The sequence below is a fragment of the Pseudomonas sp. UYIF39 genome, assembly GCF_029963765.1.
Classification (GTDB): Bacteria; Pseudomonadota; Gammaproteobacteria; order Pseudomonadales; family Pseudomonadaceae; genus Aquipseudomonas.
The window spans coordinates 138,827-163,918 of record NZ_JALBYU010000005.1 but is presented as its reverse complement, the minus strand read 5'-3'; the positions used below and the strand labels follow the sequence as shown (position 1 = coordinate 163,918).

Here is a 25,092-nt window from a genome sequence, read left to right as displayed (position 1 = left end):
CATAGCCGTTGGTGGCCATTGAACACCATTGAAATTTTTCCTACAAAGGCTCTAGAACGGGCGTTCCAGCTCCATATCTTGAAGTAGAGCTGTAAGCCCGGTCAGTTTGTGAAAATGCCCATTCCCTGTAGCAGCTGGCGAAGCCTGCGTTCGGCTGCGCAGCAGTCGTAAAACCTGCACACGCGGTCTGCCTGATACACCCCAGCGACTGACTTCACGACTGCTACGCAGCCGAACGCAGCCTTCGGCAGCTGCTACATGGACCGTCATGACTCGTCGGTCGACTGGTGGTAAGCTCGCGCACCATGAATATCTACAGCTCTCGCCCCGTTGTCCTCTGTCTCTCCGGCCACGACCCAAGTGGTGGCGCCGGCTTGCAGGCAGATATCGAAGCCCTGCTCGCTCAGGGTTGTCATGCGGCCCCGGCCGTCACCGCCCTGACCGTGCAAGACACGGTCAACGTCACTGACTTCCGCGTCCTCGACCGTGAGTGGGTGTTGGCCCAGGCCAATGCCGTGCTCAACGACTCGACGGTCGCGGCGGTGAAACTGGGCATGCTCGGTTCCCTGGAAATGGTCGACACCGTGGTCGAACTGTTGTCGGCGCACCCGCATTTGCCGGTGGTCTGCGACCCGGTGCTGCGCGCCGGTGGCGGCGGACGCCTGGGCAAGGACGAAGTCGGCTACGCCATGCGCGAGCGCCTGCTGCCTCTGTCGATCATCGCGACCCCAAACCTTCCCGAAGCCCGCATCCTCGCCGAACTGCCCGAAGGCACCGCGGACGAGTGCGCTGAAAAACTCCTGCCATTCGTCAAACACCTGCTGATCACCGGCGGCCATGGCGATGAACACGAAATCCACAATCGCCTGTATAGCCGCGACGGTCACCGCGAAACCTTCACCTGCCAGCGCTTGCCCGGCAGTTATCACGGCTCCGGTTGCACGCTGGCCAGTGCTCTCGCCGGTCGTCTGGCCCTCGGCGAAAACCTCGCCAGTGCCGTGCAGACCGCGCTTAACTACACGTGGCGCACCCTGCGTGATGCGGAGCAGTTGGGCAAAGGCCAGTTCGTGCCGCGCCGCCTGCCGCTGGATTTCTGTTCGTAACTGTCCATGCGTAAAGCAAAAAGGATCGCCCGATGAAGCTACGTGGCCTGTACGCCATTACTGATAGCCAGCTGCTGGCAGGTAAATTTCTTTCGTACGTGGAGGCGGCGCTGGAAGGCGGCGTCACCCTGCTGCAATACCGCGACAAGAGCAGCGACGAGGCCCGCCGTCTGCGCGAGGCCGAAGCCTTGCGCGATCTGTGCGAACGCTACAAGACCCAGCTGATCATCAACGACGATGCCGAACTCGCTGCACGCCTGAACGTCGGCGTGCACCTGGGCCAGACCGATGGCCCGCTGATGCCGGTTCGGGCACTGCTCGGTCGCCAGGCGATCATCGGCTCGACCTGCCACGCGCAACTCGATCTCGCCGAGCAAGCGGCCAAGGAAGGCGCCAGTTACGTCGCTTTCGGTCGTTTCTTCAACTCCAATACCAAACCCGGTGCACCGACTTGCAGCCTCGAATTGCTCGACCAGGCCCGCAGCAAACTGCACCTGCCGATCTGCGCGATTGGCGGCATCACCCTGGAAAACGCCGCGCCACTGGTGGCCCACGGGGTCGATCTGCTGGCGGTGGTCCATGGCCTGTTTGGCGCTGAGAGCACGGCTGAAGTGACACGCCGCGCCCGCGCATTCAACGAATTACTAAAAATCTGATTTTGAGAGCCCGATCATGTCTCGTTCCGAAACGCTGTTTGCCAATGCCCAGAAACACATTCCCGGTGGCGTGAACTCGCCTGTTCGCGCATTCAAAAGCGTTGGCGGCACGCCGTTGTTCTTCAAACACGCCGAAGGCGCCTACGTCACCGACGAAGACAACAAGCGTTATGTGGATTACGTCGGCTCCTGGGGGCCGATGATTCTCGGCCACAGCCACCCGGACGTGCTGGACGCCGTGCGCAAACAGCTTGAGCACGGATTGTCCTACGGCGCGCCGACCGAGATGGAAACCCAGATGGCTGATCTGGTCTGCTCGATCGTGCCGTCGATGGAAATGGTGCGCATGGTCAGCTCCGGCACCGAAGCGACCATGAGTGCTATCCGTCTGGCCCGTGGTTTCACCGGCCGCGACAGCATCATCAAGTTCGAAGGCTGCTACCACGGTCACTCCGACAGCCTGTTGGTCAAGGCCGGCTCCGGCGCCCTGACCCAAGGCGTGCCGAGCTCGGCCGGTGTGCCGGCGGCCTTCGCCAAACACACCCTGACCCTGCCGTTCAACGACATCGACGCCGTAGCAACCCTGCTCGCCGAAGTCGGCCAGGACGTGGCGTGCATCATCGTCGAGCCAGTGGCCGGCAACATGAACTGCGTACCGCCGGCGCCAGGTTTCCTCGAAGGCCTGCGCACTCTGTGCGACAAGCATGGCGTGGTATTGATTTTCGACGAAGTGATGACCGGTTTCCGTGTCGCCCTCGGCGGCGCACAAGCCCACTACGGCGTGAAGCCAGACCTGACCACCTTCGGCAAAATCATCGGTGGCGGCATGCCGGTTGGCTGCTTCGGCGGCAAGCGCGAAATCATGTCGCACATCGCGCCATTGGGCCCGGTCTATCAGGCTGGCACCTTGTCGGGTAACCCGCTGGCCATGGCTGCCGGCCTGACGACCCTGCGCCTGATCAGCCGCCCTGGTTTCCACGCCGAGTTGACTGACTACACCAGCCGCCTGCTCGATGGCTTGCAACAGCGCGCCGATGCGGCGGGCATTCCGTTCGTGACCACACAGGCCGGCGGCATGTTCGGTCTGTACTTCAGCGGCGCCGACGACATCGTGACCTTCGATGACGTGATGGCCAGCGACGCCGCCCTGTTCGGGCGCTTCTTCCACCTGATGCTCGAAGGCGGCGTGTACCTGGCGCCGAGCGCCTTCGAAGCCGGCTTCACCTCGATCGCCCACGGCGAAACCGAGCTGAAACTGACGCTGGATGCCGCCGAGCGCGCATTTGCCGCATTGAAATAACGCTGTGCCGCTGACGTTGGCGATTGCCAGCGTCAGCTTTCACCTGCATTCCCGCCCTTTTTCCTACGCGTCTGCTCAAAATCCCCAGCAAAGTGGGCGATATATTCCCCGCGCAGCAGAAAAACGAGTAAAGACTTTGTAAGGTTGGCCCTGCTTATTTCATAATGCGCGCTTATTGGATCCCTCGATGGGTCCGCGCGCCCTTCAGAGGTAAGTCGATTCCCATGAACCGCACCGGCCGCGCCCTTGCACTGGGCTGCCTGTTGCTCCTTCAGCCCCTGCTCGCGCTCGCACAAGCAGGCGGCAACTCGTTGTTAATCCCAGCGATGGGTCGTTGCACCCTCAATACTCAGCCGCAAGACCTGGCACAGGCGCTCGCCGCCTGTCAGAAAGCGTCGGATGAAGGGGATGCGCAAGCGCAATACGAGTTGGGTGAGTTCTACTACGACGGCAAAAATACGCCGCGCGACCTCAAAAAAGCCCTGGGCTACTTCGAGAAGGCCTCGCTGCAAGGCCACGCCCAGGCGCAGTTCAAACTCGGCACCATGTTCTTCCACGGCGAAGGCGTACCGGCCAATAACGTTCAGGCGTATATCGTGCTGAAAATGGCTGCTGTCAATGGCGCTGAAGAAGCATTGGACACCGCCGACGAAGTCGCCGAGAAAATGCCCCGCGAAGAACTGGAAGTAGCTACCCAGGTACTGGGGCAAATCTTCCGCAAGTACTTGATGGAATTGCAGAGCGCCGATGGGCGTACGCCGTTCTCGCCCCTGCCTTGAATCCTGCATAGTTCTGACTGGCCCCATCGTCGGAACGCCGCCCGGAGCAAGCTCGCTCCCACATTTGATCTTCTGTGAACACAATATTTGTGAACACCAGAGATTCATTGTGGGAGCGAGCTTGCTCGCGATTGGGGGCGACTAGGTCTTGAGGCTTACTTCTCAGGCATCGGCATCGGAAACGGCATGACATTGCCGACCGCGCCGCGGGCTTCGCTGATTTTCGGCGTGCCAAGGCGCTCTACTTCGTCGATCCGCACGATCGAATGCATCGGCACAAAGCTGCGCACAACGCCTTCGAACTGAGCCTTGAGCTTCTCTTCGCTCGGATCGACGACCACTTGCGTGCGCTCGCCAAAGACGAACTCTTCCACTTCCAGGAAGCCCCACAGATCACTTTGATAAATCTGCTTGGCATACATTTCGTACACCTGGCCCTGGTTGAGGAAAATCACCTTGTAGATTGGAGCTTCACGTTTGGTCATGGTGGGCGAGCAACACATCGGGGATAAAAATGAGGGCGCGAACTATAGCATAGCCGCCGGACGCACAGCGGTAGGAACCTTGGGACATGTTCCCTATAATGCGCGGTTCTTTGAATCACGTGATGACTCTGTCCATGGCCAAGAAGCTTTACATCGAAACCCACGGTTGCCAGATGAACGAGTACGACAGCTCGCGCATGGTCGATCTGCTGGGCGAACATCAGGCCCTGGAAGTCACCGCTCGCGCTGAAGATGCCGACGTGATCCTGCTCAATACCTGCTCGATCCGCGAACGCGCCCAGGACCGGGTGTATTCCCAACTCGGCCGCTGGCGCGAGTTGAAACTGGCCAACCCGGACATGGTCATCGCCGTTGGCGGCTGCGTGGCCAGCCAGGAAGGCGCTGCAATTCGCGACCGCGCCCCTTACGTGGACGTGGTCTTCGGTCCGCAGACCCTGCACCGCCTGCCGGAAATGATCGACGCCGCCCGCGCTACCAAGCTGCCGCAAGTCGACGTCTCGTTTCCGGAAATCGAAAAATTCGACCACTTGCCCGAGCCGCGCATCGATGGCCCAAGCGCCTACGTGTCGGTCATGGAAGGCTGCAGCAAGTACTGCACGTTCTGCGTGGTGCCTTACACCCGCGGCGAAGAAGTCAGCCGCCCCTTCAATGACGTGATCGCCGAGATCATCCACCTGGCCGAAAACGGCGTGCGCGAAGTGACCCTGCTGGGGCAGAACGTCAATGGCTATCGCGGGACCACTCATGACGGTCGCTTGGCTGACCTGGCCGAACTGATCCGCGTCGTCGCCGCCGTCGATGGCATCGACCGCATCCGCTACACCACTTCACACCCGCTAGAGTTCTCCGATAGCCTGATCCAGGCCCATGCCGACGTGCCGGAACTGGTCAAACACCTGCACTTGCCGGTGCAATCGGGCTCGGACCGAATCCTGGCGGCGATGAAGCGCAACCACACCGCGCTGGAATACAAATCGAAACTGCGCAAGCTGCGTGCTGCCGTGCCGGGTATTTGCATCAGCTCGGATTTCATCGTTGGCTTCCCCGGCGAGACAGAAAAAGACTTCGAACAGACCATGAAGCTGATCGAAGACGTCGGTTTCGACTTCTCCTACTCGTTCGTCTATAGCCAGCGCCCGGGCACTCCAGCTGCCGATCTGGCCGACGAAACGCCGGAAGAGCTGAAAAAAGAACGCCTGAACGCCCTGCAACATCGCTTGAACCAGCAAGGCTTCGAGATCAGCCGACAAATGGTCGGTTCGATCCAGCGGATCCTGGTGACCGATTATTCGAAAAAAGACCCTGGCGAACTGCAAGGCCGGACCGAGAATAACCGCATCGTCAATTTCCGCTGCGACAACCCGACGCTGATTGGCCAGTTTGCCGATGTGCACATTGATGCGGCTCAGCCACACTCGCTGCGGGGTTCGCTGATCCAGTAACACCGCATTCCCCTGTGGGAGCGAGCTTGCTCGCGATTACGGTCTGACATTCAACATATAAGTCGTCTGTCATGCCGCCATCGCGAGCAAGCTCGCTCCCACAAGGGACGGTGTTTGGCGCTGGAATATTTAAGAGCTTTCGCACCCAGGCCACTGGCGTTATCCTTGATTTCATCTTAATTGCCCCAGGGCGGCTAAATACGACCTTGAACGCACCCATCGAACCACATCGTTTTATCCTCGAGCCTTTTGAAGCTCGCCGCTTCGCCAATCTGTGCGGACAATTCGACGAGCATCTGCGCTTGATCGAACAGCGCCTGACCATCGAGATCCGCAACCGCGGAAACCAGTTCGAACTGATCGGCGAGCCCAAACACACCACCTCCGCGGAAAACCTTCTGCGCCGCCTGTACCGGGAAACCAAGGGTACCGAGCTGTCGCCGGACATGGTTCACCTGTTCCTGCAGGAATCGGCCGTCGAAGAGCTGGACAACGTCTCCCCCTCCGAACCCTCCGTCGCCCTGCGCACCAAAAAAGGCATGATTCGCCCTCGCGGCTTGAATCAGTTGCGCTACGTGAAGGAAATCCTCGGTAACGACATCAACTTCGGCATCGGCCCGGCCGGTACCGGCAAGACCTATCTGGCCGTTGCTTGCGCGGTAGACGCGCTGGAACGCGAGCAGATTCGCCGCATCCTGCTGGTGCGTCCTGCGGTTGAAGCGGGCGAAAAGCTCGGCTTCCTGCCCGGCGACCTGTCGCAGAAGATCGACCCGTACCTGCGCCCGCTCTACGACGCACTCTACGAAATGCTCGGTTTCGAACACGTCGCCAAGCTGATCGAGCGCCAAGTGATCGAAGTTGCGCCGCTGGCCTACATGCGCGGTCGCACCTTGAACAACAGTTTCATCATCCTCGACGAAAGCCAGAACACCACCGTCGAGCAGATGAAGATGTTCCTGACCCGGATCGGCTTCGGCTCTACCGCGGTCATCACCGGTGACATCACCCAGGTCGACCTGCCGAAAGGCACCAAGTCCGGCCTGCACCATGTGATCGAAGTGCTGAAAGATGTGCCGGGAATCAGCTTCACCCATTTCAAACCCAAGGACGTTGTGCGCCATCCACTGGTGCAACGCATCGTCGAAGCCTACGAGCGCTTCGAGAATCGCGTGACCGATGAAGCCCCAAAGGACAGCCGCCGCGATGCTTGAGCTTGATCTACAACTGGCTACCGAAGCGCCTGCCCCAAGCGAAGCCGAGTTCCGCCGATGGTGTGAGCTGGCCCTGCGCCAACGCACCGCCGATTCGGAAATGACCATTCGCCTGGTCGATGAAGAAGAAGCTCGCGAGCTGAACCACACCTGGCGGCAAAAGGATTACGCCACTAACGTCTTGTCGTTTCCTGCCGATGTGCCTGACGAATTTCTAGACATCCCGCTGCTGGGCGATCTGGTGATCTGCGTGGCGGTGGTCGAGCGCGAAGCCGCCGAACAAGGCAAGGCACTCAAGGCCCATTGGGCTCATCTGGTCATTCACGGCTGCTTGCATCTGTTGGGTTACGACCATATAGATGACGATGAAGCCGAAGAAATGGAAGCACTGGAACGAACGTTGCTTGCAGAGTTGGGCTTTCCCGACCCGTATGCGGACGACGAAACAGACGCATCCCCTATCGTTACAACAAAGGATTCAGAGTAATCGCTATGAGCGAAGATCGATCGAGCAACGGGCAAAAGTCATGGCTGGGTAAGCTCACCCAGGCTTTTGCCCACGAGCCGAAGAACCGCCAGGAGCTGCTGGAGCTGCTGCGCGATGCACACCAAAACAAGTTGCTGGACAGCGAAGCGCTGGCCATCGTCGAAGGCGCCATCCAGGTCGCTGACCTGCAAGTTCGGGACATCATGGTCCCGCGCTCGCAGATGATCAGCATCAAGGCGACCCAGACACCCCGCGAGTTCCTGCCTGCCGTGGTCGACTCGGCCCACTCCCGCTACCCGGTGATCGGCGAAAGCCACGATGACGTGATGGGCGTGTTGCTGGCCAAGGACTTGCTGCCGTTGATCCTCAAGGAGAACGGCGACAGCTTCAACATCAAGGACCTGCTGCGCCCGGCCACCTTCGTGCCCGAGTCCAAGCGTCTGAATGTGCTGCTGCGCGAGTTCCGCGCCAACCACAACCACATGGCCATCGTCATTGACGAATACGGCGGTGTGGCAGGTCTGGTGACCATCGAAGACGTGCTGGAACAAATCGTCGGCGACATCGAAGACGAGCATGACGTCGAAGAAGACAGCTACATCAAGCCGCTGCCCAGCGGTGATTTCCTGATCAAGGCCCTGACGCCGATCGAGAACTTTAACGAGTTCTTCGACAGCCAATTCTCCGATGACGAATTCGACACCGTCGGTGGTCTGGTGATGAGCGCGTTCGGGCACCTGCCAAAACGCAACGAAATCACTGAAATCGGCCCTTATCGCTTCCGCATCCTGAACGCCGACAGCCGTCGGATTCACTTGCTTCGCCTGACGCCCATTGCCCGTTAAGGATTGACATGCTCCGCGTAACCCGCCCCGGCTGGCCCGGTAACCTGCTGGCCGTGGCGGCCGGTGCACTCACCACCCTGGCCCTGGGGCCGTTCGATATCTGGCCATTGGCGTTGCTGGCGGTCGGTTTCTTCTATGCCGGCTTACGCGAGCTGAACCCACGTCAGGCCCTGGGCCGTGGCTGGTGTTTCGGCTTCGGCCTGTTTGGCGCTGGCACAAGTTGGATCTACTACAGCATTCACCACTTCGGTGGCGCTTCGGTGCTGCTGGCCGGCTTCCTGATGCTGATCTTCACGGCGGCGATTGCCTGGTTCTTCGCCCTGCCCGCCTGGATCTGGGCGCGCTGGCTGCGCCGTAACGAAGTGCCGCTGGCTGATGCCCTGGCGTTTGCGGCGTTGTGGGTCGGCCAGGAAGCCTTTCGCGGCTGGTTCCTGACCGGTTTCCCCTGGCTTTATTCCGGCTACAGCCAGCTCGACGGCCCGTTGGCCGGGCTCGCGCCACTCGGCGGAATGTGGCTGATTTCCTTCACCCTGGCCCTGACGGCCGCGCTGATTTATAACGCTTTGCGTCTGGTGCGCACCGGCCGCAAAGGTTTCATCGCCGCGGGTGTGTTGCTACTGGTCGGCCCTTGGGTGGCCGGCATGGCGCTCAAGGAACACGCCTGGACCACCCCGGCGGGTGATCCGCTGAGTGTCGCGGCGATTCAGGGCAACATCGAACAGAGCATGAAGTGGGACCCGGCGCAGCTCAATGCGCAGTTGGCGCTGTACCGCGACATGAGTTTCAGCTCGAAACGGGTCGACTTGCTGATCTGGCCGGAAACGGCCATCCCGGTGCTCAAGGAGTCCGCCGAGGGCTACCTGAACATGATGGGAAGCTTCGCTGCAGAGCGTAAGTCCGCACTGATTACCGGTGTACCGATCCGCGAGGAAGTCCATCACCAGAAGCGTTTCTACAACGGCATCACCGTCGTGGGCGAGGGCGATGGCACTTACCTCAAACAGAAGCTGGTGCCGTTTGGCGAATACGTGCCGTTGCAGGACGTGCTGCGCGGGCTGATCGCTTTCTTCGATCTGCCGATGTCGGACTTTGCCCGTGGCCCGGATGATCAGCCGATGCTGCAGGCCAAGGGTTATCAAATTGCGCCGTTTATCTGCTACGAAGTGGTTTACCCGGAATTTGCCGCCGGCCTCGCAGCGCGTAGCGATCTGCTGCTGACCATCAGCAATGACACCTGGTTCGGCACGTCCATCGGCCCGCTGCAACATTTACAGATGGCGCAGATGCGCGCACTGGAGGCTGGTCGTTGGATGATCCGCGCCACCAACAACGGCGTGACCGGTTTGATCAACCCGTTCGGCCAGATCACCGTGCAGATCCCGCAGTTCGAGCGCGGCATTCTGTACGGTGAAGTAGTGCCAATGCACAACCTGACGCCCTATCTACAATGGCGCTCGTGGCCGCTGATTATTGTTTGCGTGTTGCTGTTTGGCTGGGCGCTGATCGCAAGCCGGATGGCCAAGACTGTTTAATTCAGCTTTTGTGGCGAGGGGATTTATCCCCTCGCCACAGGTCAGCGGTAAAACATTGAGTAACCGACCTGCCCCACCGCCTCATTCAACAACTGCCCGCTCTGCCAGATCGACTTGAATTCCGGCATCCAGCCACCCAGTGGCCGGGCGTTGTCCACACCTAAAAACCCCACCGGCGCTGGCACCACTTCAAAACCTGCCTTTTTGAAACTCCAGACTGCTCGCGGCATGTGCCAGGCCTGAGTCACGACGACCACGCGTTTGACCCCTTCCGGCAACAACACCTCGGCGCTGAACTGCGCGTTCTCCCGGGTCGTGCGGCTGCGCCCTTCCTGCCAACGCACGGCCACGCCGAAATCATCGAGCAACGAGTCCGCCATCAACTTCGCTTCGGTCGGCGGGGTGCCGTAATGCAGGCCTCCGCTGGTCAGAATCGGCAAACCGGAGGCCTTGGCCAGCCGCGCCGCATAGCGCTCGCGCTCCAGGCCCACGCCCGTTGGCTGGTCAGCGCCCCATGCCGGATCGCCCCGCTCCCGCCCCGAACCGAGCACCACGATCGCATCGGCGCGCTGACTCAGCGTTGCCCATTCATCGCGGGACAGCGGCACTTCACTTTCCAGCGCCTTGGCGCCCCACTGCACCACCACCGGCAAGCTCATCAGCCAGAAGCCGCCCACGCCCAACGCAAAGCAGAATCCGGCAAGACGCGGTCTTGAGCGGCGCAACCACCAGGCAAGCACCAACAGCAGCAAAAGAATGCCGGGCGGCAACAGGAGTTGTTTAACGAAATATCGAAAAGGCATCGAGCATCTCCAAAAAGATGCCCGAAGCCTAAGTGGGTTGACGCAATGCGACAACAAATACGGAAGGACTATGCTTCACAAATACATAAGACATTACTTCCAGTGTCCTTACTTGAATTGCAAAGACCGGACCTTTACCGCGTCCCTGCCGGGAACCTTGTCCTTGAGCCAGATGATCTTGGCCGAACGTGGTGCGTCGAGTTGCTTCACTGCTTCTGACAAGCATCCGTGTGTCTCACGTTCACTGCGATCGAGATACGCCTTGACCAGTGCAAACTCTGCGGGGCTCAAGCCACGCAATTCCAGTTCCAGTGGACGTTCATCGCGTAACCGGTCAGCGGTTTTTGCCGCGTCCAGGGCCATTCCCAGACGATCGATCAGTCTTTCGTACAGCTCCGGTTTTGTAACTTTTCGCCGTGACTCAACCATCCCTCACCTCATTGAAGATAAGACTTACTCCCCAATTAGAGCTTAGCTTCCATCATCAAACCGGCTGAGCGCTGCGACCAACGGCCCTCGCAGCGGTTTTTGGGCGACCCGCAGCAGTAATCAGGGTTTCCCTCGGTAGAGTGCGGTCATGTATGCTACGGCGCTTCCTGTAACTCCACTTCCAGCTCGTCTGGGCACCGAAACGCCGATTTGGCGTGATCACCGTCCAGCGTTGCATTGAAGAGGATTAGGCCACCCCTATTCAGTTCAAAAGTAGCCATGCACGAACAATATCAGCCCCGTGAAATCGAAGCCGCCGCCCAGTCGTTCTGGGACGAGCAAAAGTCCTTTGAAGTCAGCGAACAGCCAGGCAAGGAGACTTTCTACTGCCTGTCGATGTTCCCTTACCCCAGCGGCAAGCTACACATGGGGCACGTGCGCAACTACACCATCGGCGACGTGATCTCCCGCTACCAGCGCATGCAAGGCAAGAACGTCCTGCAACCCATGGGTTGGGACGCCTTCGGCATGCCGGCGGAAAACGCCGCGATGAAGAACAACGTAGCGCCCGCCAAGTGGACCTACGAAAACATCGCCTACATGAAAGCCCAGCTGCGCAGCCTGGGCCTCGCGGTGGACTGGTCCCGCGAAGTCACCACCTGCAAGCCTGATTACTACCGCTGGGAACAATGGCTGTTCACTCGCCTGTTCGAAAAAGGCGTGATTTACAAAAAAAGCGGCACCGTGAACTGGGACCCGGTCGATCAGACCGTTCTGGCCAACGAACAGGTGATCGACGGTCGCGGCTGGCGTTCCGGCGCGCTGATCGAAAAGCGCGAAATTCCGATGTACTACTTCAAGATCACCGCTTACGCAGATGAGCTGCTGGAGAGCCTCGACGAACTGACTGGCTGGCCTGAACAGGTCAAGACCATGCAGCGCAACTGGATCGGCAAATCCCGCGGCATGGAAGTGCAGTTCCCGTACAACGTCGATTCCATCGGCGAAAGCGGCGTACTGAAAGTTTTCACTACCCGTCCGGACACCCTGATGGGCGCGACCTACGTTGCTGTAGCCGCCGAACACCATTTGGCAGCCCTGGCCGCGCAGAACAACCCTGAGCTGCAAGCGTTCATCGCTGAATGCAAGGGCGGCAGCGTCGCCGAAGCCGACGTCGCCACCCAAGAGAAAAAAGGCCTGCCGACTTCGCTGTTCGTCGAGCATCCACTGACCGGTGAGAAGCTTCCGGTGTGGGTCGCCAACTACGTGCTGATGCACTACGGCGATGGCGCTGTAATGGCCGTTCCGGCGCACGACGAACGTGATTTCGAGTTCGCCACCAAGTACAACCTGCCAATCAAGTCGGTAGTGCGCACCAGCTCCGGCGACACCAACCCGTCGCCATGGCAAGACGCTTATGGCGAACACGGCACTCTGATCAACTCCGGCGAGTTCGACGGCCTGGACTTCGAAGGCGCGTTCGACGCCATTGAAGTCGCGCTGATCAAGAAGAACCTTGGCGCCTCGCGCACCCAGTTCCGCCTGCGCGACTGGGGCATCAGCCGTCAGCGCTACTGGGGCTGCCCGATCCCGATCATCCACTGCAACACCTGCGGTGATGTCCCGGTCCCGGAAGATCAGTTGCCAGTCGTATTGCCGGAAGACGTCGTGCCGGATGGCGCCGGTTCGCCATTGGCGCGCATGCCCGAGTTCTACGAGTGCAGCTGCCCGAAATGCGGCCAGCCTGCAAAGCGTGAAACCGACACCATGGACACCTTCGTCGAGTCCTCGTGGTACTACGCCCGCTACGCCTCGCCGCACTATGAAGGCGGTCTGGTGGAAAAATCCGCAGCTGACCATTGGCTGCCGGTTGATCAGTACATCGGCGGCATCGAACACGCCATTCTTCACCTGCTGTACGCGCGCTTCTTCCACAAGCTGATGCGTGACGAAGGCCTGGTGAGCTCCAACGAACCGTTCAAGAACCTGCTGACCCAGGGCATGGTGATCGCCGAGACTTACTATCGTCGCGAAGCCAATGGTGCTTACACCTGGTTCAACCCGGCGGACGTCGAACTCGAACGCGACAGCAAAGCCAAAGTAATTAGCGCCAAGCTAATCGCAGACGGCCTGCCGGTGGAAATCGGCGGCACCGAGAAGATGGCCAAGTCGAAGAACAACGGCGTTGACCCACAGTCGATGATTGACCAGTTCGGTGCAGACACCTGCCGCCTGTTCATGATGTTCGCCTCGCCACCTGACATGAGCGCGGAATGGTCCGACTCCGGAGTGGAAGGTTCGCACCGCTTCCTCAAGCGCGTCTGGCGCCTGGCTCAAGCCCACGTCACTCAGGGCCTGCCGGGCAAACTGGATGTCGCCAGCCTGAATGACGAGCAGAAAGTGATTCGCCGTTCGATCCACCAGGCCATCAAGCAGGCCAGCCACGACGTCGGCCAGAACCACAAATTCAACACCGCCATCGCCCAGGTGATGACGCTGATGAACGTGCTGGAAAAAGCCCCGCAAGGCTCCGAACAGGATCGCGCGCTGGTTCACGAAGGTCTGGAAACCGTGACTCTGCTGCTGGCTCCGATCACGCCGCACATCAGCCACGAGTTGTGGAATCAACTGGGTCACGCTGCCCCGGTGATCGACGCCGCTTGGCCGGTGCTGGATGAAAGCGCGTTGGTGCAGGACAGCCTGCAACTGGTCATCCAGGTCAACGGCAAGCTGCGCGGCCACATCGAAATGCCCGCCAGCGCCAGCCGCGAAGAAGTCGAAGCCGCCGCACGGGCCAACGAGAACGTGCTGCGCTTTGTTGACGGTCTGACCATTCGTAAAGTGATCGTAGTGCCCGGGAAACTGGTCAATATCGTCGCCAGCTAATTGGATCAGGCGCCAGGTCATGCCTGGCGCCGAGTAAAACCTTTCGGGCCGCAAGATCGGCCCACATGGTTTCAAGGGGAGCAACAAGATGATCAAACGCAATTTGCTGGTGATGGGCCTTGCGGTCCTGTTGAGCGCCTGCGGTTTCCAGCTGCGTGGCACCGGCACCACCGAACTGGCGATCAAGGAACTCGACCTGAGTGCCCGTAACGCCTACGGCGAAACCGTGACTCAACTGCGCCAGGTACTCGAAAGCAGCGGCGTCAAGGTCTACAGCGGTGCGCCTTACAAGCTGGTGCTGACCGATGAGCAGGAAACCCAGCGCATCCTCAGCTACGCAGGTGCCGGTCGCACTGGCGAGTATCAGGTGACTACAGTGCTGAACTACGATATCCGTGGTGGGCACGATCTGTCGCTGCTGAGCGACAAGCTCGAAGTGCAGAAGGTCTTCATGCACGACGGCAACAACCTGGTGGGTTCCGACCAGGAAGCCAGTGATGCGCGCAAAGACACGCATCGTGAGTTGGTTCAACGGATGATGCTGCGCCTGCAACAGCTCACGCCTGCCCAGCTGGATCAGTTGCAACAGACCGCCGAAGCCCGTGCCAAGGCTGAAGCCGCGGCCCTGGAAGCGGCACAGAAGGCTGAAGCGAACACTCCGCGTCAGTCGCCAATCCAACTGCCGCAGCAGTAAGACTTACGGGGCGCTCAGGCGCCCCGTTCGCCCTGGCCTATGAAACTCGCCCCCGCCCAACTCGCCAAACACCTGCAAGGTGCTCTCGCGCCGGTCTACATCATCAGTGGCGATGACCCACTGCTGTGTCAGGAGGCCGCCGACGCCATTCGTGCCGCCGCCCGCCAACAGGGATTCGACGAGCGCCAGGTCTTCGCCGCCGACGCCAGTTTCGACTGGGGAACGTTGCTGCAAGCCGGCGCGAGCATGTCGCTGTTCGCCGAAAAACGCCTGCTGGAACTGCGTCTGCCGTCCGGCAAACCCGGTGACAAAGGCGCTGCCGCGTTTATCGAGTACTGCTCAAGGCCCGCCGAAGACGCGGTGTTGCTGATCAGCCTGCCGAAACTTGATGGCAGTGCGCAGAAAACCAAGTGGGGCAAGGCGCTGGTCGAAGGTCAGCAGACTCAGTTCGTGCAAATCTGGCCGATAGAGGCCAACCAGTTGCCGAGCTGGATCCGTCAACGGTTGTCCCAGGCCGGGCTTTCCGCCAGCCAGGACGCCGTCGAACTGATCGCCGCACGGGTCGAAGGCAACCTGCTCGCGGCTGCCCAGGAAATCGAAAAGCTCAAACTGATGGCCGAAGGTGGTCAGATCACCGTTGATACCGTGCAAGCGGCGGTGGCCGACAGTGCGCGCTTCGATGTCTTTGGCCTGACCGATGCGATTCTCAATGGTGAAGCAGCTCATGCCCTGCGCATGCTCGAAGGCCTGCGCGGAGAAGGCGTCGAACCACCCGTGATTCTCTGGGCGCTGGCCCGGGAGCTGCGCCTGCTGGCCAACCTGTCACTGCAATATAGCCAGGGCGTGCCACTGGACAAAGCCTTCAGCTCTGCCCGACCTCCGGTCTGGGACAAACGCAAACCACTGATGAGCAAAGCCCTGCAACGCTACTCGGCGCAACGCTGGGCGCAGTTGTTGCTCGAGGCCCAGCGTATCGATGCGCAGATCAAAGGCCAGGCGGCCGGTTCGCCGTGGATGAGTTTGAGTCGGTTGTCGTTGCTGATGGCCGGGCAGAGATTGTCTTTGCCCGCTGAATAAGATCAAAAGATCCTGCTTTCCTACACAACACACATCCAACTGTCCTATAGACAGATCCCCAGCTTCGGCCGATGATTTGCCCCGCAAAGCCCACTCACTTGCGAGAAATCATCATGAGCAAAAAGCCATCGAAGCATGGCCCGAACAAGGCCAAATCCATCATCGCCCAGCCACTGTTCCGCAGCCGTCAGGAACGAGCCGGCAAGGGCAAAGGCAGCTACCGCCGCGAAGCCTTCCAGTCTAATAGCTGGGAGGCTTCTTACTTTCTGGCGGCCTGAAAGGCAAGCGCTCGCTCAACATGTTAAGGTCTGCACCTGATTCGTATTCCCTGGACCCGTGCATGCCCCTTTGTATTTCCCGTCGTTGGCCCCTGCGCCAACTGATCGCTGCCTCCAGCCTCATTTTGCTTGTTGCCTGCGCGGAAAAACCCACCGCAGCCGACGCCAAGCCGCTTCAGACCCTCCCCGTCGCGACAGCCCCTGCGGTCATTCCGCCTGTGGTTCCGACCGGTGAAGACCTCGACATCCAGCCCACCCAGACCTTTGCCGAATGGCAGGCAGGTTTCCGCAAGGATGCGCTGGCCGCCGGGATCCGCGCCGATCTGTTCGATCGTGCGTTTGCCAATGTCAGCTTCGACGCCAGCGTGATTCGTGCTGATCGCAGCCAACCAGAGTTCTCCCGCCCGGTCTGGGAATACCTCGACGGCGCCCTTTCGCCGCTGCGGGTACGCAAAGGTCAGGCGCTCGTCAGCCAGTACGCCGACATCCTGCAAAGCATCGAACAGCGCTACGGCGTCGATCGTCAGGCACTGGTCTCGGTGTGGGGCATGGAAAGTAACTTCGGGCAGTTTCAGGGCAACAAGTCGGTGATTAACTCCCTGGCGACCCTGGCCTATGAAGGTCGGCGTCCCGGGTTTGCCCACGCGCAACTGATCGCCGCCCTGCAGATCCTGCAACAGGGTGATATCGAGCCTGAGAAAATGCTCGGTTCCTGGGCTGGCGCCATGGGCCAGACCCAGTTCATCCCGACTACCTACAACACCCAAGCCGTGGACTTCGATGGCGATGGTCGCCGCGATATCTGGGGCAGTCCGGCCGACGCGCTGGCCTCGACGGCGCACTACCTGCAAAGTTCAGGCTGGCAGAAAGGCCAGCCGTGGGGCTTTGAAGTGCAGCTGCCGGGCAGTTTCAACTACATCCTGGCCGATGGCACGATTCGCAAGAGCGTCGCTGAATGGCTGCAATTGGGCGTTACCCTGCCCAATGGCGGCCAGGTTCCGGCAGGCTCCGAACACCTGTCAGCCGCCCTGATGCTGCCGGCCGGTTACCGTGGCCCGGCGTTCCTGGTCCTCGACAACTTCCGCGCGATCCTCAAGTACAACAACTCATCGTCCTACGCCTTGGCCGTAAGCCTGTTGTCCGAGCGTTTCAACGGCACCGGCCTGATCAACGGCATGTGGCCCAAAGATGATTTGCCGCTGAGCCGTACCGAGCGGATCGAACTGCAAAGCCTGCTGAGTGCTCAGAACTACGACGCGGGCACCGCCGATGGCATTATCGGCGCCAACACCCGCAAGGCGATCCGCAGTGCCCAGCAGTCGTTTGGCTGGCCGGCGGATGGGTATCCGACGCACAAGTTGCTCGAAGGCCTTCGTAACCGCTAAAAGCAAAAGATCGCAGCCGAAAGCTGCGATCTTTTTTTGCTACGCGCTATGACCTGACCACCACATCCTGCTCCAACACCAATTCCTTGCTCCCCGCATCCAGCCTCACCAGCGCGCCCATCGGCAACGTCAGGTTCGGATCGCAATGCCCGCTGCGCCAACCGGACAACACCGGTATCCGCAAAGGCGCAAAGGTCTGCTTGAGCAAGCGCTCCAGAGAAACCGTATCAACCCCCGCCACATCCCCCACCAGAACCCCGCGCAACTTGTGCAGCGTGCCGGCCAGGCGCAGATGGGTCAGCAACCGGTCGATTCGATACAACGGCTCGTTGATGTCCTCGATGAACAGGATGACGCCCTCGGCATCCATCTCGTACGGCGTGCCCATGGTCGCGGCGATTATCGAAAGATTGCCCCCCAGCAAACGCCCGTGAGCGATACCAGGCTCAATGGTGGTCAACGGGTAGGCCACCGGGTGCATCAACACACTACCGGCCTTCAACTGTCCTCTGAGCATGTTGAAGAATGAAGACTCGGTAGGTTTTTGCTTGTCACCTAGCAGGTCGGCGTTGAGCATCGGGCCATGAAAGGTCACGAAGCCCGCATAACGGCTGATCGCCAAGTGCAGCGCAGTGATGTCGCTGTAGCCGATGAACGGCTTGGCATTGTTGCGCAGCAGTTCAAAGTCGATGCGATCGAGCAACCGCGGCGTACCGTAACCCCCACGCAAGCAAATGATGGCGTCGACCTCACTGTCGGCAAACGCCGCGTGCAGGTCATTGAGCCGCACATCGTCATTGCCGGCCAGATAATCATCTTTCTCGTACACGCCGGGGAAAACCCGCAGCGAATATCCGCGAGCGCGCATCCAGGCGATGGCTTTATCGGAGTCCAGCGCTGCGGGACCGGCGGGCGCGATGACGCCGATCAGCCCTTCCGACGGCAAGGCCGGAACGGGGACGTGAGGACAAAGGGTGTGAGTCGGTCGAACGGTCATCCATGAATCTCCCTGCGCAAAAAAGCTTCAGCACACAGTAGTCAGGAACGGGGACAAACAGAAGAGGATCAGTCGCCCCGCAGGTTGCAGGAAAAGACTGTAGTGGCCGTAGGCACGGCCAACAAAAACGCCCGCAAGGCTGAAAAGCCTTGCGGGCGCTTTGTTACAAGGACGACATCAATTCAGCTTTAACCAGTTTCGCCTGCTCGTCGGCGTGGTACGAGGAACGCACCAACGGGCCAGAAGCGACGTTTTTGAAGCCCATTTTGTAGCCTTCCTCGGCGAACCAGGCGAAGGTATCCGGATGCACAAAACGCTCCACCGGCAAGTGACTGCGCGACGGTTGCAGGTACTGGCCCAGGGTCAGCATGTCGATGTCGTGTTCGCGCATGCGCTTCATGACTTCGATCACTTCTTCGTCGGTCTCGCCAAGACCCAGCATCAGGCCGGACTTGGTCGGAATGTGCGGCATCATCTGCTTGAAGCGTTGCAGCAGGGTCAGCGACCACTGGTAGTCCGAACCCGGACGCGCAGCCTTGTACAGGCGCGGCACGGTTTCCAGGTTGTGGTTGAACACATCCGGTGGCTCGGCAGCGGTGATTTCCAGCGCAACGTCCATACGGCCACGGTAATCCGGAACCAGGGTTTCGAGCTGCACGTTCGGCGACAGCTTGCGGATCTCGCGGATGCAATCGGCAAAGTGCTGGGCACCGCCGTCACGCAGGTCATCGCGGTCAACCGAGGTGATCACCACGTACTTGAGTTTCAGGTCGGCGATGGCAATGGCCAGGCTTTCCGGCTCGTTGGTGTCCAGTGGCTTCGGACGACCGTGGCCAACGTCGCAGAACGGGCAGCGACGGGTGCAGATGTCACCCATGATCATGAAGGTCGCGGTGCCGCCGGAGAAACATTCGCCCAGGTTCGGGCAGGACGCTTCTTCGCAGACACTGTGCAGCTTGTGTTTGCGCAGCAGGGCCTTGATGCGGTCGACTTCCGGGGAAACCGGGATACGCACGCGAATCCAGTCAGGTTTCTTCGGCAGTTCGGTGGTCGGAATGATCTTCACCGGGATACGTGCAACCTTCTCGGCGCCGCGCAGCTTCACGCCGGCTTCAACCTTGGCACGCGGGGCCGGACGCTCGGTGACATCCAGCGTCGGGATCATGGTTTGCACTGCATCAGTAGTCATATCAGTCGATTCCGCCCGTTAGGGTCGTCTGCTCAGCATAGTCGAGGTGTTTGACGAGCTGCGCGCGCAGCCGGGCACTTACCTCGGCAAATTCAATCGATCCTGCGTGATCGCTCAGCTGGGTCATCGCCAGCCCGGCGTAGCCGCAGGGATTAATCCGTCGAAACGGTTCCAGGTTCATGTCAACATTCAGGGCCAGGCCATGAAAGGAACAACCGTGGCGGATCCGCAGACCCAGAGAAGCGATTTTCGCCCCATTGACGTAGACACCCGGAGCATCCGGCTTGGCCACGGCAGTGACGCCGTAGCTGGCCAGCAACTCGATCAGGCATTGTTCCATGCGGCTGACCAGGTCACGCACGCCGAAACCCAGCTTACGCACATCGAGCAACAGGTAGGCCACCAATTGGCCGGGACCGTGATAAGTCACCTGACCACCGCGATCAACCTTTACTACCGGAATATCTCCCGGGAGTAACACGTGCTCAGCCTTGCCGGCCTGCCCCTGAGTGAACACCGGTGGGTGCTCGACCAGCCAGATCTCGTCCGCGGCATCGCTGCCACGTTCGTTGGTGAAGCGTTGCATGGCATGCCAGACCGGCTCGTAAGCCATCTGGCCGAGCTCGCGAAAGCCCAGCGTGCCAGACATCACAGCACCATGTGCACGAAACCGGTAGCCCGCAACTCGCTGTTGATGTCGTACAGCTGTTCTTGACCGGTGGCGATGATGTGCAGCTGGATGGTCGTGTACTTGCCGTTGGTACTCTGGCGCTCGGCCAGGGTTTTGTGGTCAACGGTCGCGTGTTTCTCAAGGATCGCGATGATCTTGTCCTTGAAACCCACGCCGGTGTCGCCGATCACCTTGATAGGGTAATCCGCGCAGGGGAATTCGATTTTTGGCGCCTTTACTTCGGTGTCTGTCATGGCGTAACGGCCTCGTAAGCCGTGGCAACGGACATGGCCCCGCTCCAATTGGAACAGGGCCATGCAAGTCCACACTAATTCAGTTGAACAAGCCGTAGAAGAATAGACGGATGCTATCCCACATGCGACGGAAGATACCACCCTCGTCGACCGCGTCCAGAGCGATCAGGTCGGCGCTGTGCACCACTTTGTCGTCCAGTTTCACTTCGACTTTACCGATCACGTCGCCCTTGGCGATTGGCGCAACCAGTTGCGGGTTCATGGTCATGCTGGCAGCGAGCTTTTTCAGCTGGCCTTTTGGCAGGGTCATGGTCAGGTCTTCAGCCAGGCCGGCCTTGACTTGATTGGTGGTGCCTTTCCAGACAGGAGCCTGAGCCAGCTCGGCGCCTTTCTGATAGAAGGTCTGGGTTTCGAAGAAGCGGAAACCGTAGGTCAACAGCTTTTGGGTTTCAGAGGCGCGAGCCACTTCGCTGCTGGTGCCGAACACCACAGCGATCAGGCGCATGCCGTCACGTACTGCCGAAGACACCATGCAATAGCCGGCTTCGTCGGTGTGGCCGGTTTTCAGGCCGTCAACCGTCTTGTCGCGCCACAGCAGCAGGTTACGGTTAGGTTGCTTGATGCCGTTCCAGAAGAACTCTTTCTGCGAGTAGATCGCGTAGTGAGCCGGGTCTTCGTGGATGATCGCGCGAGCCAGCACCGCCATGTCGTGAGCCGACGAGTAGTGCTCAGGGTTCGGCAGACCGGTCGGGTTCATGAAGTGGCTGTTGGTCATGCCCAGGTCAGCCACGGTTTTGTTCATCATGTCAGCGAAGGCGTCTTCGCTGCCGGCGATGTGCTCGGAGAGCGCAACGCTGGCGTCGTTACCCGACTGAATGATGATGCCGTGCAGCAGGTCGCTGACAGTCACCTGCGAGCCGACCTTGATGAACATCCGCGAACCGCCGGTACGCCAGGCATTTTCGCTGACGGTCACCGGATCGTTTTCGCCAATCTGGCCACGACGGATTTCCAGGGTCGCGATGTATGCGGTCATCAGCTTGGTCAGGCTGGCCGGAGGCAGACGCTGGTCACCGTTGTTCTCCACCAGCACGTTGCCGCTGCTGGCGTCCATGAGTACGTAGGCTTTGGCGGCCAGTTGCGGTGGCGACGGCATCATCTCGACCGCGAAAGCGGCAGGCGAGAGGAGCAGCGGGACTAGCAGGCACAGGCGTTTGGCAAAGGTGGTGATGTTCATCCGTCTCTCGAAATCGCTAATGGAAACTGCCCGAAGGCAAAACTAATCAGACAGCTTTCTAACGAGCTGTCGCGTGTTCAGCTGTTCACTCAGAACCCTTGCCGGGCTTTTGTTCTTTAACGAGCCAACAACCCGGTTCGCCCCCCAAACCGCAAGCGAACCGTCAATCAAGTACTACGTATTACTCGGCAGTGACCAGGCTCGGCGAACCGAGATTGGCCAGACGCACACTGTTCTGCACTTGCTGGATTTCACCCGGCGAGCCGATCGGCCCCAGGCGCACCCGATGCAGTGTCTGTTGGTTGCGCACGATCGAGCTGATGAACACCGGAGCGCTCACCATCCCGCTGAGCTTCGATCTCAGGAGTTCTGCAGCGTCCGGGTTGGCGAACGCGCCCACCTGCAGATACTGGCCAGAGGCTGGTACAGAAGCGTTTTTTTTTGCACTGATCGGCACTGGCACAGTATCCGAGGCGTGCTGCTGTGGCGGTGGCGTCCATTGCTCGACGGTGCCGGCCGACGCCGTAATCGTCGGGGCGCTATTTTGCGCGACTTGCGGCTCGTTGAGCATCAAAGGCGCCGGACGGCCTTTGGCTGCCCACCATTGCTGCGGGTCGATGCCTTCGACCCTGACCCGCGCGGTGCCGGTTTCGGCATAGCCGAGTTTCTTGGCCGCTGCGTAGGACAAGTCAATGATTCGGTCCGAGTAGAACGGCCCGCGGTCGTTGACCCGCAGGACTACGCTCTTGTTGTTGTCCAGGTTGGTCACCCGAACGTAACTCGGCAGTGGCAATGTCTTGTGGGCGGCACTCATGCCGTACAGGTCGTAAACCTCGCCATTGGCGGTGTTCTGGCCATGGAACTTGGTGCCATACCAGGACGCAGTGCCCGAGGCCACGTAGGTCTTGGATTCCTGCAGCGGAAAATAAGTCTTGCCCAGCACGGTGTATGGGTTGGCTTTATAAGGACCTGTATGCAGGGTCGGCGTGGCATCCGGGATGCGCGATACATCGACGTCCCACCACGGCGCGCCATCTTTGTGCGCGCGGTTGATGTCCAGCCCCGGCGCAGAACGCACGGCAGTCGTGGACTTTTGCGTCGGCGCACGGCTGGTCGAACAACTGGCGACCAGCACCGCCAACGCGGCGAATGCCATCAGCTTCAGGGGTTTATTCATAGGCAATGCCCGCATTACTTGACGCCCCGTGCTTGGACCAGCTGTTCAGACAGTTGATGTACGGCCATGGCGTACATCACGCTGCGGTTATAACGCGTGATTGCGTAAAAATTCGTCAGACCCATCCAGTATTCAGGGCCATTGTCACCTTCCAGGCGGAATGCCGTAACCGGCATATCATCGCGCAGCGCATCATGACTTGACCACCCCAGCGCCCGCAACTCCCCGACGGTTTTAGTCGGTTCGATGCCCGTGGTCAAACCTTCGTCCACCTGATCTCCACGCACATCGGCGCGGCTGACCACCGGTTCGCCGGCGACCCAGCCGTGACGCTTGAAATAACTGGCGACGCTGCCAATGGCATCGTCCGGATTGGTCCAGATATTAATGTGGCCGTCACCGTCGAAGTCCACCGCATAGGCGCGAAAGCTGCTCGGCATGAACTGCGGCAAGCCCATGGCGCCGGCGTAGGAGCCTTTGAGCGTCAGCGGATCGACCTGCTCTTCCCGGGCCAGCAACAGGAACTCACGCAATTCCTTGCGGAAAAATTCGGCACGGGGAGGATAGTCGAAACCCAGGGTCGACAAGGCGTCGATTACTCGAAAATTGCCGGTATTGCGGCCGAAAAAGGTCTCAACGCCGATGATCGAAACAATCACCTGAGCCGGCACGCCGTATTCTTGTTCGGCACGGGCCAGTACCGCCTCGTGCTGACGCCAGAAGTCCACACCACGGGCGATGCGCGCGTCGGTGATGAACATCGGGCGATAGTCGTTCCACTGCTTGACCCGCTCGGCCGGTTTCGAGATCGCGTCCAGAATCGACTGCTTGCGCTCGGCTTCGCGGAACACGCCCATCAGCTGTTCACCGGCGAAACCGTAGTCGCGGGTCATTTCACCGACGAATTCGGCCACCTGGGGTGAGCCTTCGTAATCGCCGGCCAACGCTTCCTGCGCTGTGCCAAGGATGCTTACCAGGCCGACCCATGGCGCGTATCGAGTCGCCCAGCCACGCATTACTTGCATTGAAATCTTCACCTTATTCAAACCTGAGCGATCCACTTGCGATGGGTATGGATCGACATCAAAACCCCAAACGCTGACAGCAGCGTCACCAGCGAAGTTCCTCCGTAGCTAATGAACGGCAACGGCACCCCCACAACCGGCAACAGGCCACTGACCATACCGATGTTGACGAAAACGTAAACAAAAAACGTCATGGTCAGGCTGCCTGCGAGCAATTTACCGAACAATGTCTGGGCCTGAGCGGTAATCACCAGTCCGCGGCCGATCAACAGCAGGTAAATCAGCAGCAGTGCGCAGATACCCACCAGGCCGAATTCTTCGCCCATGACCGCAATAATGAAGTCGGTGTGGCTTTCCGGCAGGAAGTCCAGGTGCGACTGAGTGCCGAGCAACCAGCCCTTGCCGAACACACCGCCGGAACCGATGGCGGCTTTCGATTGAATGATGTTCCAGCCCGTGCCCAGCGGATCGCTCTCGGGATCGAGGAAGGTCAGGATTCGCTGCTTCTGGTAGTCGTGCATGATGAAGTACCACATGCCGACCGCCACCGGCACAGCCGCGGCAATCACGCTGAGAATCCAGCGCCAGCGCAGGCCGCCCATGAACAGAACGAACGCGCCACCGGCGAGGATCAGCAGCGAAGTGCCGAGGTCGGGTTGACGCACGATCAGGATAAACGGCAAGCCGATCAGAAACAGACTGACGCCCACATGCTTGAGCTGCGGCGGCAAGGTGCGCTTGGACAAGTACCAGGCGATGGTCGCCGGCATCAGGATCTTCATGAATTCCGAGGGCTGGAAGCGGATCACCCCGGGAATGTTGATCCAGCGCGTGGCGCCCATGGCGTTGTGGCCCATGACGTCCACCACCACCAGCAACAGCACACCGATCACATAACCGACTGGCACCCAACGGGCCATGAAGCGCGGCTCAAATTGGGCGATGACGATCATCGATACCAGACCGATACCGAACGAAGTGGCTTGCTTGGCCAGCAGATCCCAGCTTTTGCCGCTGGCCGAATACAGCACGAACAGGCTGCCGGCCGCGAGGGTCAGCAGCAGGATCAGTAAAGGGCCGTCGATGTGCATGCGTTGCAACAGCGTCGCGCGGCGACGCATCACATCCTC

The 25,092-nt window shown here is 59.9% G+C and carries 25 protein-coding genes; 14 read left to right on the top strand and 11 right to left on the bottom strand.

Annotated features, from left to right (window positions below; all coding sequences use genetic code 11):
• Window positions 1-305 precede the first annotated feature (305 nt).
• The 4 genes from MO767_RS08930 to MO767_RS08915 all read left to right on the top strand — a co-directional run bounded on the left by MO767_RS08930 (window position 306) and on the right by MO767_RS08915 (window position 3,838).
• Window positions 306-1,103, top strand: coding sequence for a hydroxymethylpyrimidine/phosphomethylpyrimidine kinase (locus MO767_RS08930; RefSeq protein WP_008152868.1), 798 nt, complete (start codon window positions 306-308; stop codon window positions 1,101-1,103).
• Between the two features lie 32 nt (window positions 1,104-1,135).
• The gene (gene thiE, locus MO767_RS08925; protein ID WP_282480190.1) at window positions 1,136-1,759 is read left to right on the top strand and encodes a thiamine phosphate synthase; all 624 of its coding nucleotides are present in this window, start codon (window positions 1,136-1,138) and stop codon (window positions 1,757-1,759) included.
• A 16-nt stretch (window positions 1,760-1,775) separates the two neighbouring features.
• The gene (gene hemL / locus MO767_RS08920) at window positions 1,776-3,059 is read left to right on the top strand and encodes a glutamate-1-semialdehyde 2,1-aminomutase (RefSeq protein WP_282480189.1); all 1,284 of its coding nucleotides are present in this window, start codon (window positions 1,776-1,778) and stop codon (window positions 3,057-3,059) included.
• A gap of 224 nt (window positions 3,060-3,283) precedes the next feature.
• Window positions 3,284-3,838, top strand: a complete 555-nt coding sequence (locus MO767_RS08915) for a tetratricopeptide repeat protein (RefSeq protein WP_056744588.1) — start codon at window positions 3,284-3,286, stop codon at window positions 3,836-3,838.
• Window positions 3,839-3,993: 155 nt separating this feature from the next.
• Here the strand turns inward: MO767_RS08915 and MO767_RS08910 are convergent, their stop codons facing one another.
• Complete coding sequence (locus MO767_RS08910) at window positions 3,994-4,323, bottom strand: DUF1820 family protein (RefSeq protein ID WP_007894425.1); 330 nt, start codon at window positions 4,321-4,323, stop codon at window positions 3,994-3,996.
• Window positions 4,324-4,457: 134 nt separating this feature from the next.
• Between MO767_RS08910 and miaB the strand changes: the two genes are divergently transcribed.
• The 5 genes from miaB to lnt all read left to right on the top strand — a co-directional run bounded on the left by miaB (window position 4,458) and on the right by lnt (window position 9,861).
• Window positions 4,458-5,786, top strand: a complete 1,329-nt coding sequence (miaB, locus tag MO767_RS08905; protein ID WP_282480302.1) for a tRNA (N6-isopentenyl adenosine(37)-C2)-methylthiotransferase MiaB — start codon at window positions 4,458-4,460, stop codon at window positions 5,784-5,786.
• 206 nt (window positions 5,787-5,992) lie between these two features.
• The gene (locus tag MO767_RS08900) at window positions 5,993-6,997 is read left to right on the top strand and encodes a PhoH family protein (protein WP_282480188.1); all 1,005 of its coding nucleotides are present in this window, start codon (window positions 5,993-5,995) and stop codon (window positions 6,995-6,997) included.
• Window positions 6,990-7,484 carry an rRNA maturation RNase YbeY gene (gene ybeY, locus MO767_RS08895; RefSeq protein WP_282480187.1) on the top strand — a complete coding sequence of 165 codons (495 nt, stop codon included), beginning with the start codon at window positions 6,990-6,992 and terminating at the stop codon, window positions 7,482-7,484. The genes MO767_RS08900 and ybeY overlap by 8 nt, the downstream gene beginning before the upstream one ends.
• Before the next feature lie 5 nt (window positions 7,485-7,489).
• Window positions 7,490-8,329, top strand: a complete 840-nt coding sequence (locus tag MO767_RS08890) for an HlyC/CorC family transporter (RefSeq protein ID WP_008152854.1) — start codon at window positions 7,490-7,492, stop codon at window positions 8,327-8,329.
• An 8-nt stretch (window positions 8,330-8,337) separates the two neighbouring features.
• On the top strand, window positions 8,338-9,861 hold the full coding sequence (gene lnt / locus MO767_RS08885) for an apolipoprotein N-acyltransferase (RefSeq protein ID WP_282480186.1): 1,524 nt from the start codon (window positions 8,338-8,340) through the stop codon (window positions 9,859-9,861).
• 41 nt (window positions 9,862-9,902) lie between these two features.
• Here the strand turns inward: lnt and MO767_RS08880 are convergent, their stop codons facing one another.
• Entirely contained in the window at window positions 9,903-10,664 is a 762-nt protein-coding gene (locus MO767_RS08880) for a YdcF family protein (protein ID WP_282480185.1), read from the bottom strand.
• A 108-nt stretch (window positions 10,665-10,772) separates the two neighbouring features.
• Entirely contained in the window at window positions 10,773-11,093 is a 321-nt protein-coding gene (locus MO767_RS08875; protein ID WP_282480184.1) for a hypothetical protein, read from the bottom strand.
• 279 nt (window positions 11,094-11,372) lie between these two features.
• Here MO767_RS08875 and leuS point away from each other — a divergent pair, with 279 nt between their 5' ends.
• The 5 genes from leuS (at window position 11,373) to MO767_RS08850 (ending at window position 17,413) form a co-directional block, all read left to right on the top strand.
• Window positions 11,373-13,979 carry a leucine--tRNA ligase gene (gene leuS / locus MO767_RS08870; protein ID WP_282480183.1) on the top strand — a complete coding sequence of 869 codons (2,607 nt, stop codon included), beginning with the start codon at window positions 11,373-11,375 and terminating at the stop codon, window positions 13,977-13,979.
• 88 nt (window positions 13,980-14,067) lie between these two features.
• Window positions 14,068-14,673, top strand: a complete 606-nt coding sequence (gene lptE / locus MO767_RS08865) for an LPS assembly lipoprotein LptE (protein ID WP_282480182.1) — start codon at window positions 14,068-14,070, stop codon at window positions 14,671-14,673.
• A gap of 39 nt (window positions 14,674-14,712) precedes the next feature.
• Window positions 14,713-15,750: a DNA polymerase III subunit delta gene (gene holA / locus MO767_RS08860; protein WP_282480181.1), complete on the top strand. Its 1,038-nt coding sequence runs from the start codon at window positions 14,713-14,715 to the stop codon at window positions 15,748-15,750.
• 113 nt (window positions 15,751-15,863) lie between these two features.
• Window positions 15,864-16,028, top strand: a complete 165-nt coding sequence (arfA, locus tag MO767_RS08855) for an alternative ribosome rescue factor ArfA (RefSeq protein WP_003176285.1) — start codon at window positions 15,864-15,866, stop codon at window positions 16,026-16,028.
• A 62-nt stretch (window positions 16,029-16,090) separates the two neighbouring features.
• Entirely contained in the window at window positions 16,091-17,413 is a 1,323-nt protein-coding gene (locus MO767_RS08850) for a lytic murein transglycosylase (RefSeq protein WP_282480180.1), read from the top strand.
• 46 nt (window positions 17,414-17,459) lie between these two features.
• On the opposite strand, the gene MO767_RS08845 is transcribed toward MO767_RS08850, so the two are convergent.
• The 8 genes from MO767_RS08845 to rodA all read right to left on the bottom strand — a co-directional run bounded on the left by MO767_RS08845 (window position 17,460) and on the right by rodA (window position 25,083).
• Window positions 17,460-18,410 carry an LD-carboxypeptidase gene (locus tag MO767_RS08845; RefSeq protein WP_282480179.1) on the bottom strand — a complete coding sequence of 317 codons (951 nt, stop codon included), beginning with the start codon at window positions 18,408-18,410 and terminating at the stop codon, window positions 17,460-17,462.
• A gap of 163 nt (window positions 18,411-18,573) precedes the next feature.
• On the bottom strand, window positions 18,574-19,575 hold the full coding sequence (lipA, locus tag MO767_RS08840; RefSeq protein ID WP_282480301.1) for a lipoyl synthase: 1,002 nt from the start codon (window positions 19,573-19,575) through the stop codon (window positions 18,574-18,576).
• 25 nt (window positions 19,576-19,600) lie between these two features.
• Window positions 19,601-20,248: a lipoyl(octanoyl) transferase LipB gene (lipB, locus tag MO767_RS08835; RefSeq protein WP_095130754.1), complete on the bottom strand. Its 648-nt coding sequence runs from the start codon at window positions 20,246-20,248 to the stop codon at window positions 19,601-19,603.
• Window positions 20,248-20,523, bottom strand: coding sequence for a DUF493 domain-containing protein (locus MO767_RS08830; RefSeq protein WP_008152827.1), 276 nt, complete (start codon window positions 20,521-20,523; stop codon window positions 20,248-20,250). The genes lipB and MO767_RS08830 overlap by 1 nt, the downstream gene beginning before the upstream one ends.
• 79 nt (window positions 20,524-20,602) lie before the next feature.
• Entirely contained in the window at window positions 20,603-21,760 is a 1,158-nt protein-coding gene (locus MO767_RS08825; RefSeq protein ID WP_282480178.1) for a D-alanyl-D-alanine carboxypeptidase family protein, read from the bottom strand.
• 181 nt (window positions 21,761-21,941) lie between these two features.
• Window positions 21,942-22,952, bottom strand: coding sequence for a septal ring lytic transglycosylase RlpA family protein (locus tag MO767_RS08820; protein ID WP_282480177.1), 1,011 nt, complete (start codon window positions 22,950-22,952; stop codon window positions 21,942-21,944).
• Window positions 22,952-23,962, bottom strand: a complete 1,011-nt coding sequence (mltB, locus tag MO767_RS08815; protein WP_282480176.1) for a lytic murein transglycosylase B — start codon at window positions 23,960-23,962, stop codon at window positions 22,952-22,954. Before mltB ends, MO767_RS08820 begins: the two co-directional genes overlap by 1 nt.
• Window positions 23,963-23,979: 17 nt before the next feature.
• A complete protein-coding gene (gene rodA, locus MO767_RS08810) occupies window positions 23,980-25,083 on the bottom strand; it encodes a rod shape-determining protein RodA (RefSeq protein ID WP_161990844.1) in 1,104 nt (367 codons plus the stop codon).
• Window positions 25,084-25,092: the final 9 nt, after the last annotated feature.

Excerpts from the sequence above, each read along its gene's own strand:
- MO767_RS08915 (WP_056744588.1), top strand. The coding sequence starts at position 3,284 with ATGAACCGCACCGGCCGCGCCCTTGCACTGGGCTGCCTGTTGCTCCTT.
- MO767_RS08825 (WP_282480178.1), bottom strand. The coding sequence starts at position 21,760 with ATGAACATCACCACCTTTGCCAAACGCCTGTGCCTGCTAGTCCCGCTG.
- MO767_RS08930 (WP_008152868.1), top strand. The coding sequence starts at position 306 with ATGAATATCTACAGCTCTCGCCCCGTTGTCCTCTGTCTCTCCGGCCAC.
- MO767_RS08820 (WP_282480177.1), bottom strand. The coding sequence starts at position 22,952 with ATGCGGGCATTGCCTATGAATAAACCCCTGAAGCTGATGGCATTCGCC.
- MO767_RS08830 (WP_008152827.1), bottom strand. The coding sequence starts at position 20,523 with ATGACAGACACCGAAGTAAAGGCGCCAAAAATCGAATTCCCCTGCGCG.
- lptE (WP_282480182.1), top strand. The coding sequence starts at position 14,068 with ATGATCAAACGCAATTTGCTGGTGATGGGCCTTGCGGTCCTGTTGAGC.
- MO767_RS08845 (WP_282480179.1), bottom strand. The coding sequence starts at position 18,410 with ATGACCGTTCGACCGACTCACACCCTTTGTCCTCACGTCCCCGTTCCG.
- holA (WP_282480181.1), top strand. The coding sequence starts at position 14,713 with ATGAAACTCGCCCCCGCCCAACTCGCCAAACACCTGCAAGGTGCTCTC.
- MO767_RS08875 (WP_282480184.1), bottom strand. The coding sequence starts at position 11,093 with ATGGTTGAGTCACGGCGAAAAGTTACAAAACCGGAGCTGTACGAAAGA.
- MO767_RS08880 (WP_282480185.1), bottom strand. The coding sequence starts at position 10,664 with ATGCCTTTTCGATATTTCGTTAAACAACTCCTGTTGCCGCCCGGCATT.
- arfA (WP_003176285.1), top strand. The coding sequence starts at position 15,864 with ATGAGCAAAAAGCCATCGAAGCATGGCCCGAACAAGGCCAAATCCATC.
- lnt (WP_282480186.1), top strand. The coding sequence starts at position 8,338 with ATGCTCCGCGTAACCCGCCCCGGCTGGCCCGGTAACCTGCTGGCCGTG.
- hemL (WP_282480189.1), top strand. The coding sequence starts at position 1,776 with ATGTCTCGTTCCGAAACGCTGTTTGCCAATGCCCAGAAACACATTCCC.
- MO767_RS08910 (WP_007894425.1), bottom strand. The coding sequence starts at position 4,323 with ATGACCAAACGTGAAGCTCCAATCTACAAGGTGATTTTCCTCAACCAG.
- thiE (WP_282480190.1), top strand. The coding sequence starts at position 1,136 with ATGAAGCTACGTGGCCTGTACGCCATTACTGATAGCCAGCTGCTGGCA.
- mltB (WP_282480176.1), bottom strand. The coding sequence starts at position 23,962 with ATGCAAGTAATGCGTGGCTGGGCGACTCGATACGCGCCATGGGTCGGC.
- leuS (WP_282480183.1), top strand. The coding sequence starts at position 11,373 with ATGCACGAACAATATCAGCCCCGTGAAATCGAAGCCGCCGCCCAGTCG.
- lipA (WP_282480301.1), bottom strand. The coding sequence starts at position 19,575 with ATGATCCCGACGCTGGATGTCACCGAGCGTCCGGCCCCGCGTGCCAAG.
- lipB (WP_095130754.1), bottom strand. The coding sequence starts at position 20,248 with ATGTCTGGCACGCTGGGCTTTCGCGAGCTCGGCCAGATGGCTTACGAG.
- ybeY (WP_282480187.1), top strand. The coding sequence starts at position 6,990 with ATGCTTGAGCTTGATCTACAACTGGCTACCGAAGCGCCTGCCCCAAGC.
- MO767_RS08890 (WP_008152854.1), top strand. The coding sequence starts at position 7,490 with ATGAGCGAAGATCGATCGAGCAACGGGCAAAAGTCATGGCTGGGTAAG.
- rodA (WP_161990844.1), bottom strand. The coding sequence starts at position 25,083 with ATGCGTCGCCGCGCGACGCTGTTGCAACGCATGCACATCGACGGCCCT.
- miaB (WP_282480302.1), top strand. The coding sequence starts at position 4,458 with ATGGCCAAGAAGCTTTACATCGAAACCCACGGTTGCCAGATGAACGAG.
- MO767_RS08850 (WP_282480180.1), top strand. The coding sequence starts at position 16,091 with ATGCCCCTTTGTATTTCCCGTCGTTGGCCCCTGCGCCAACTGATCGCT.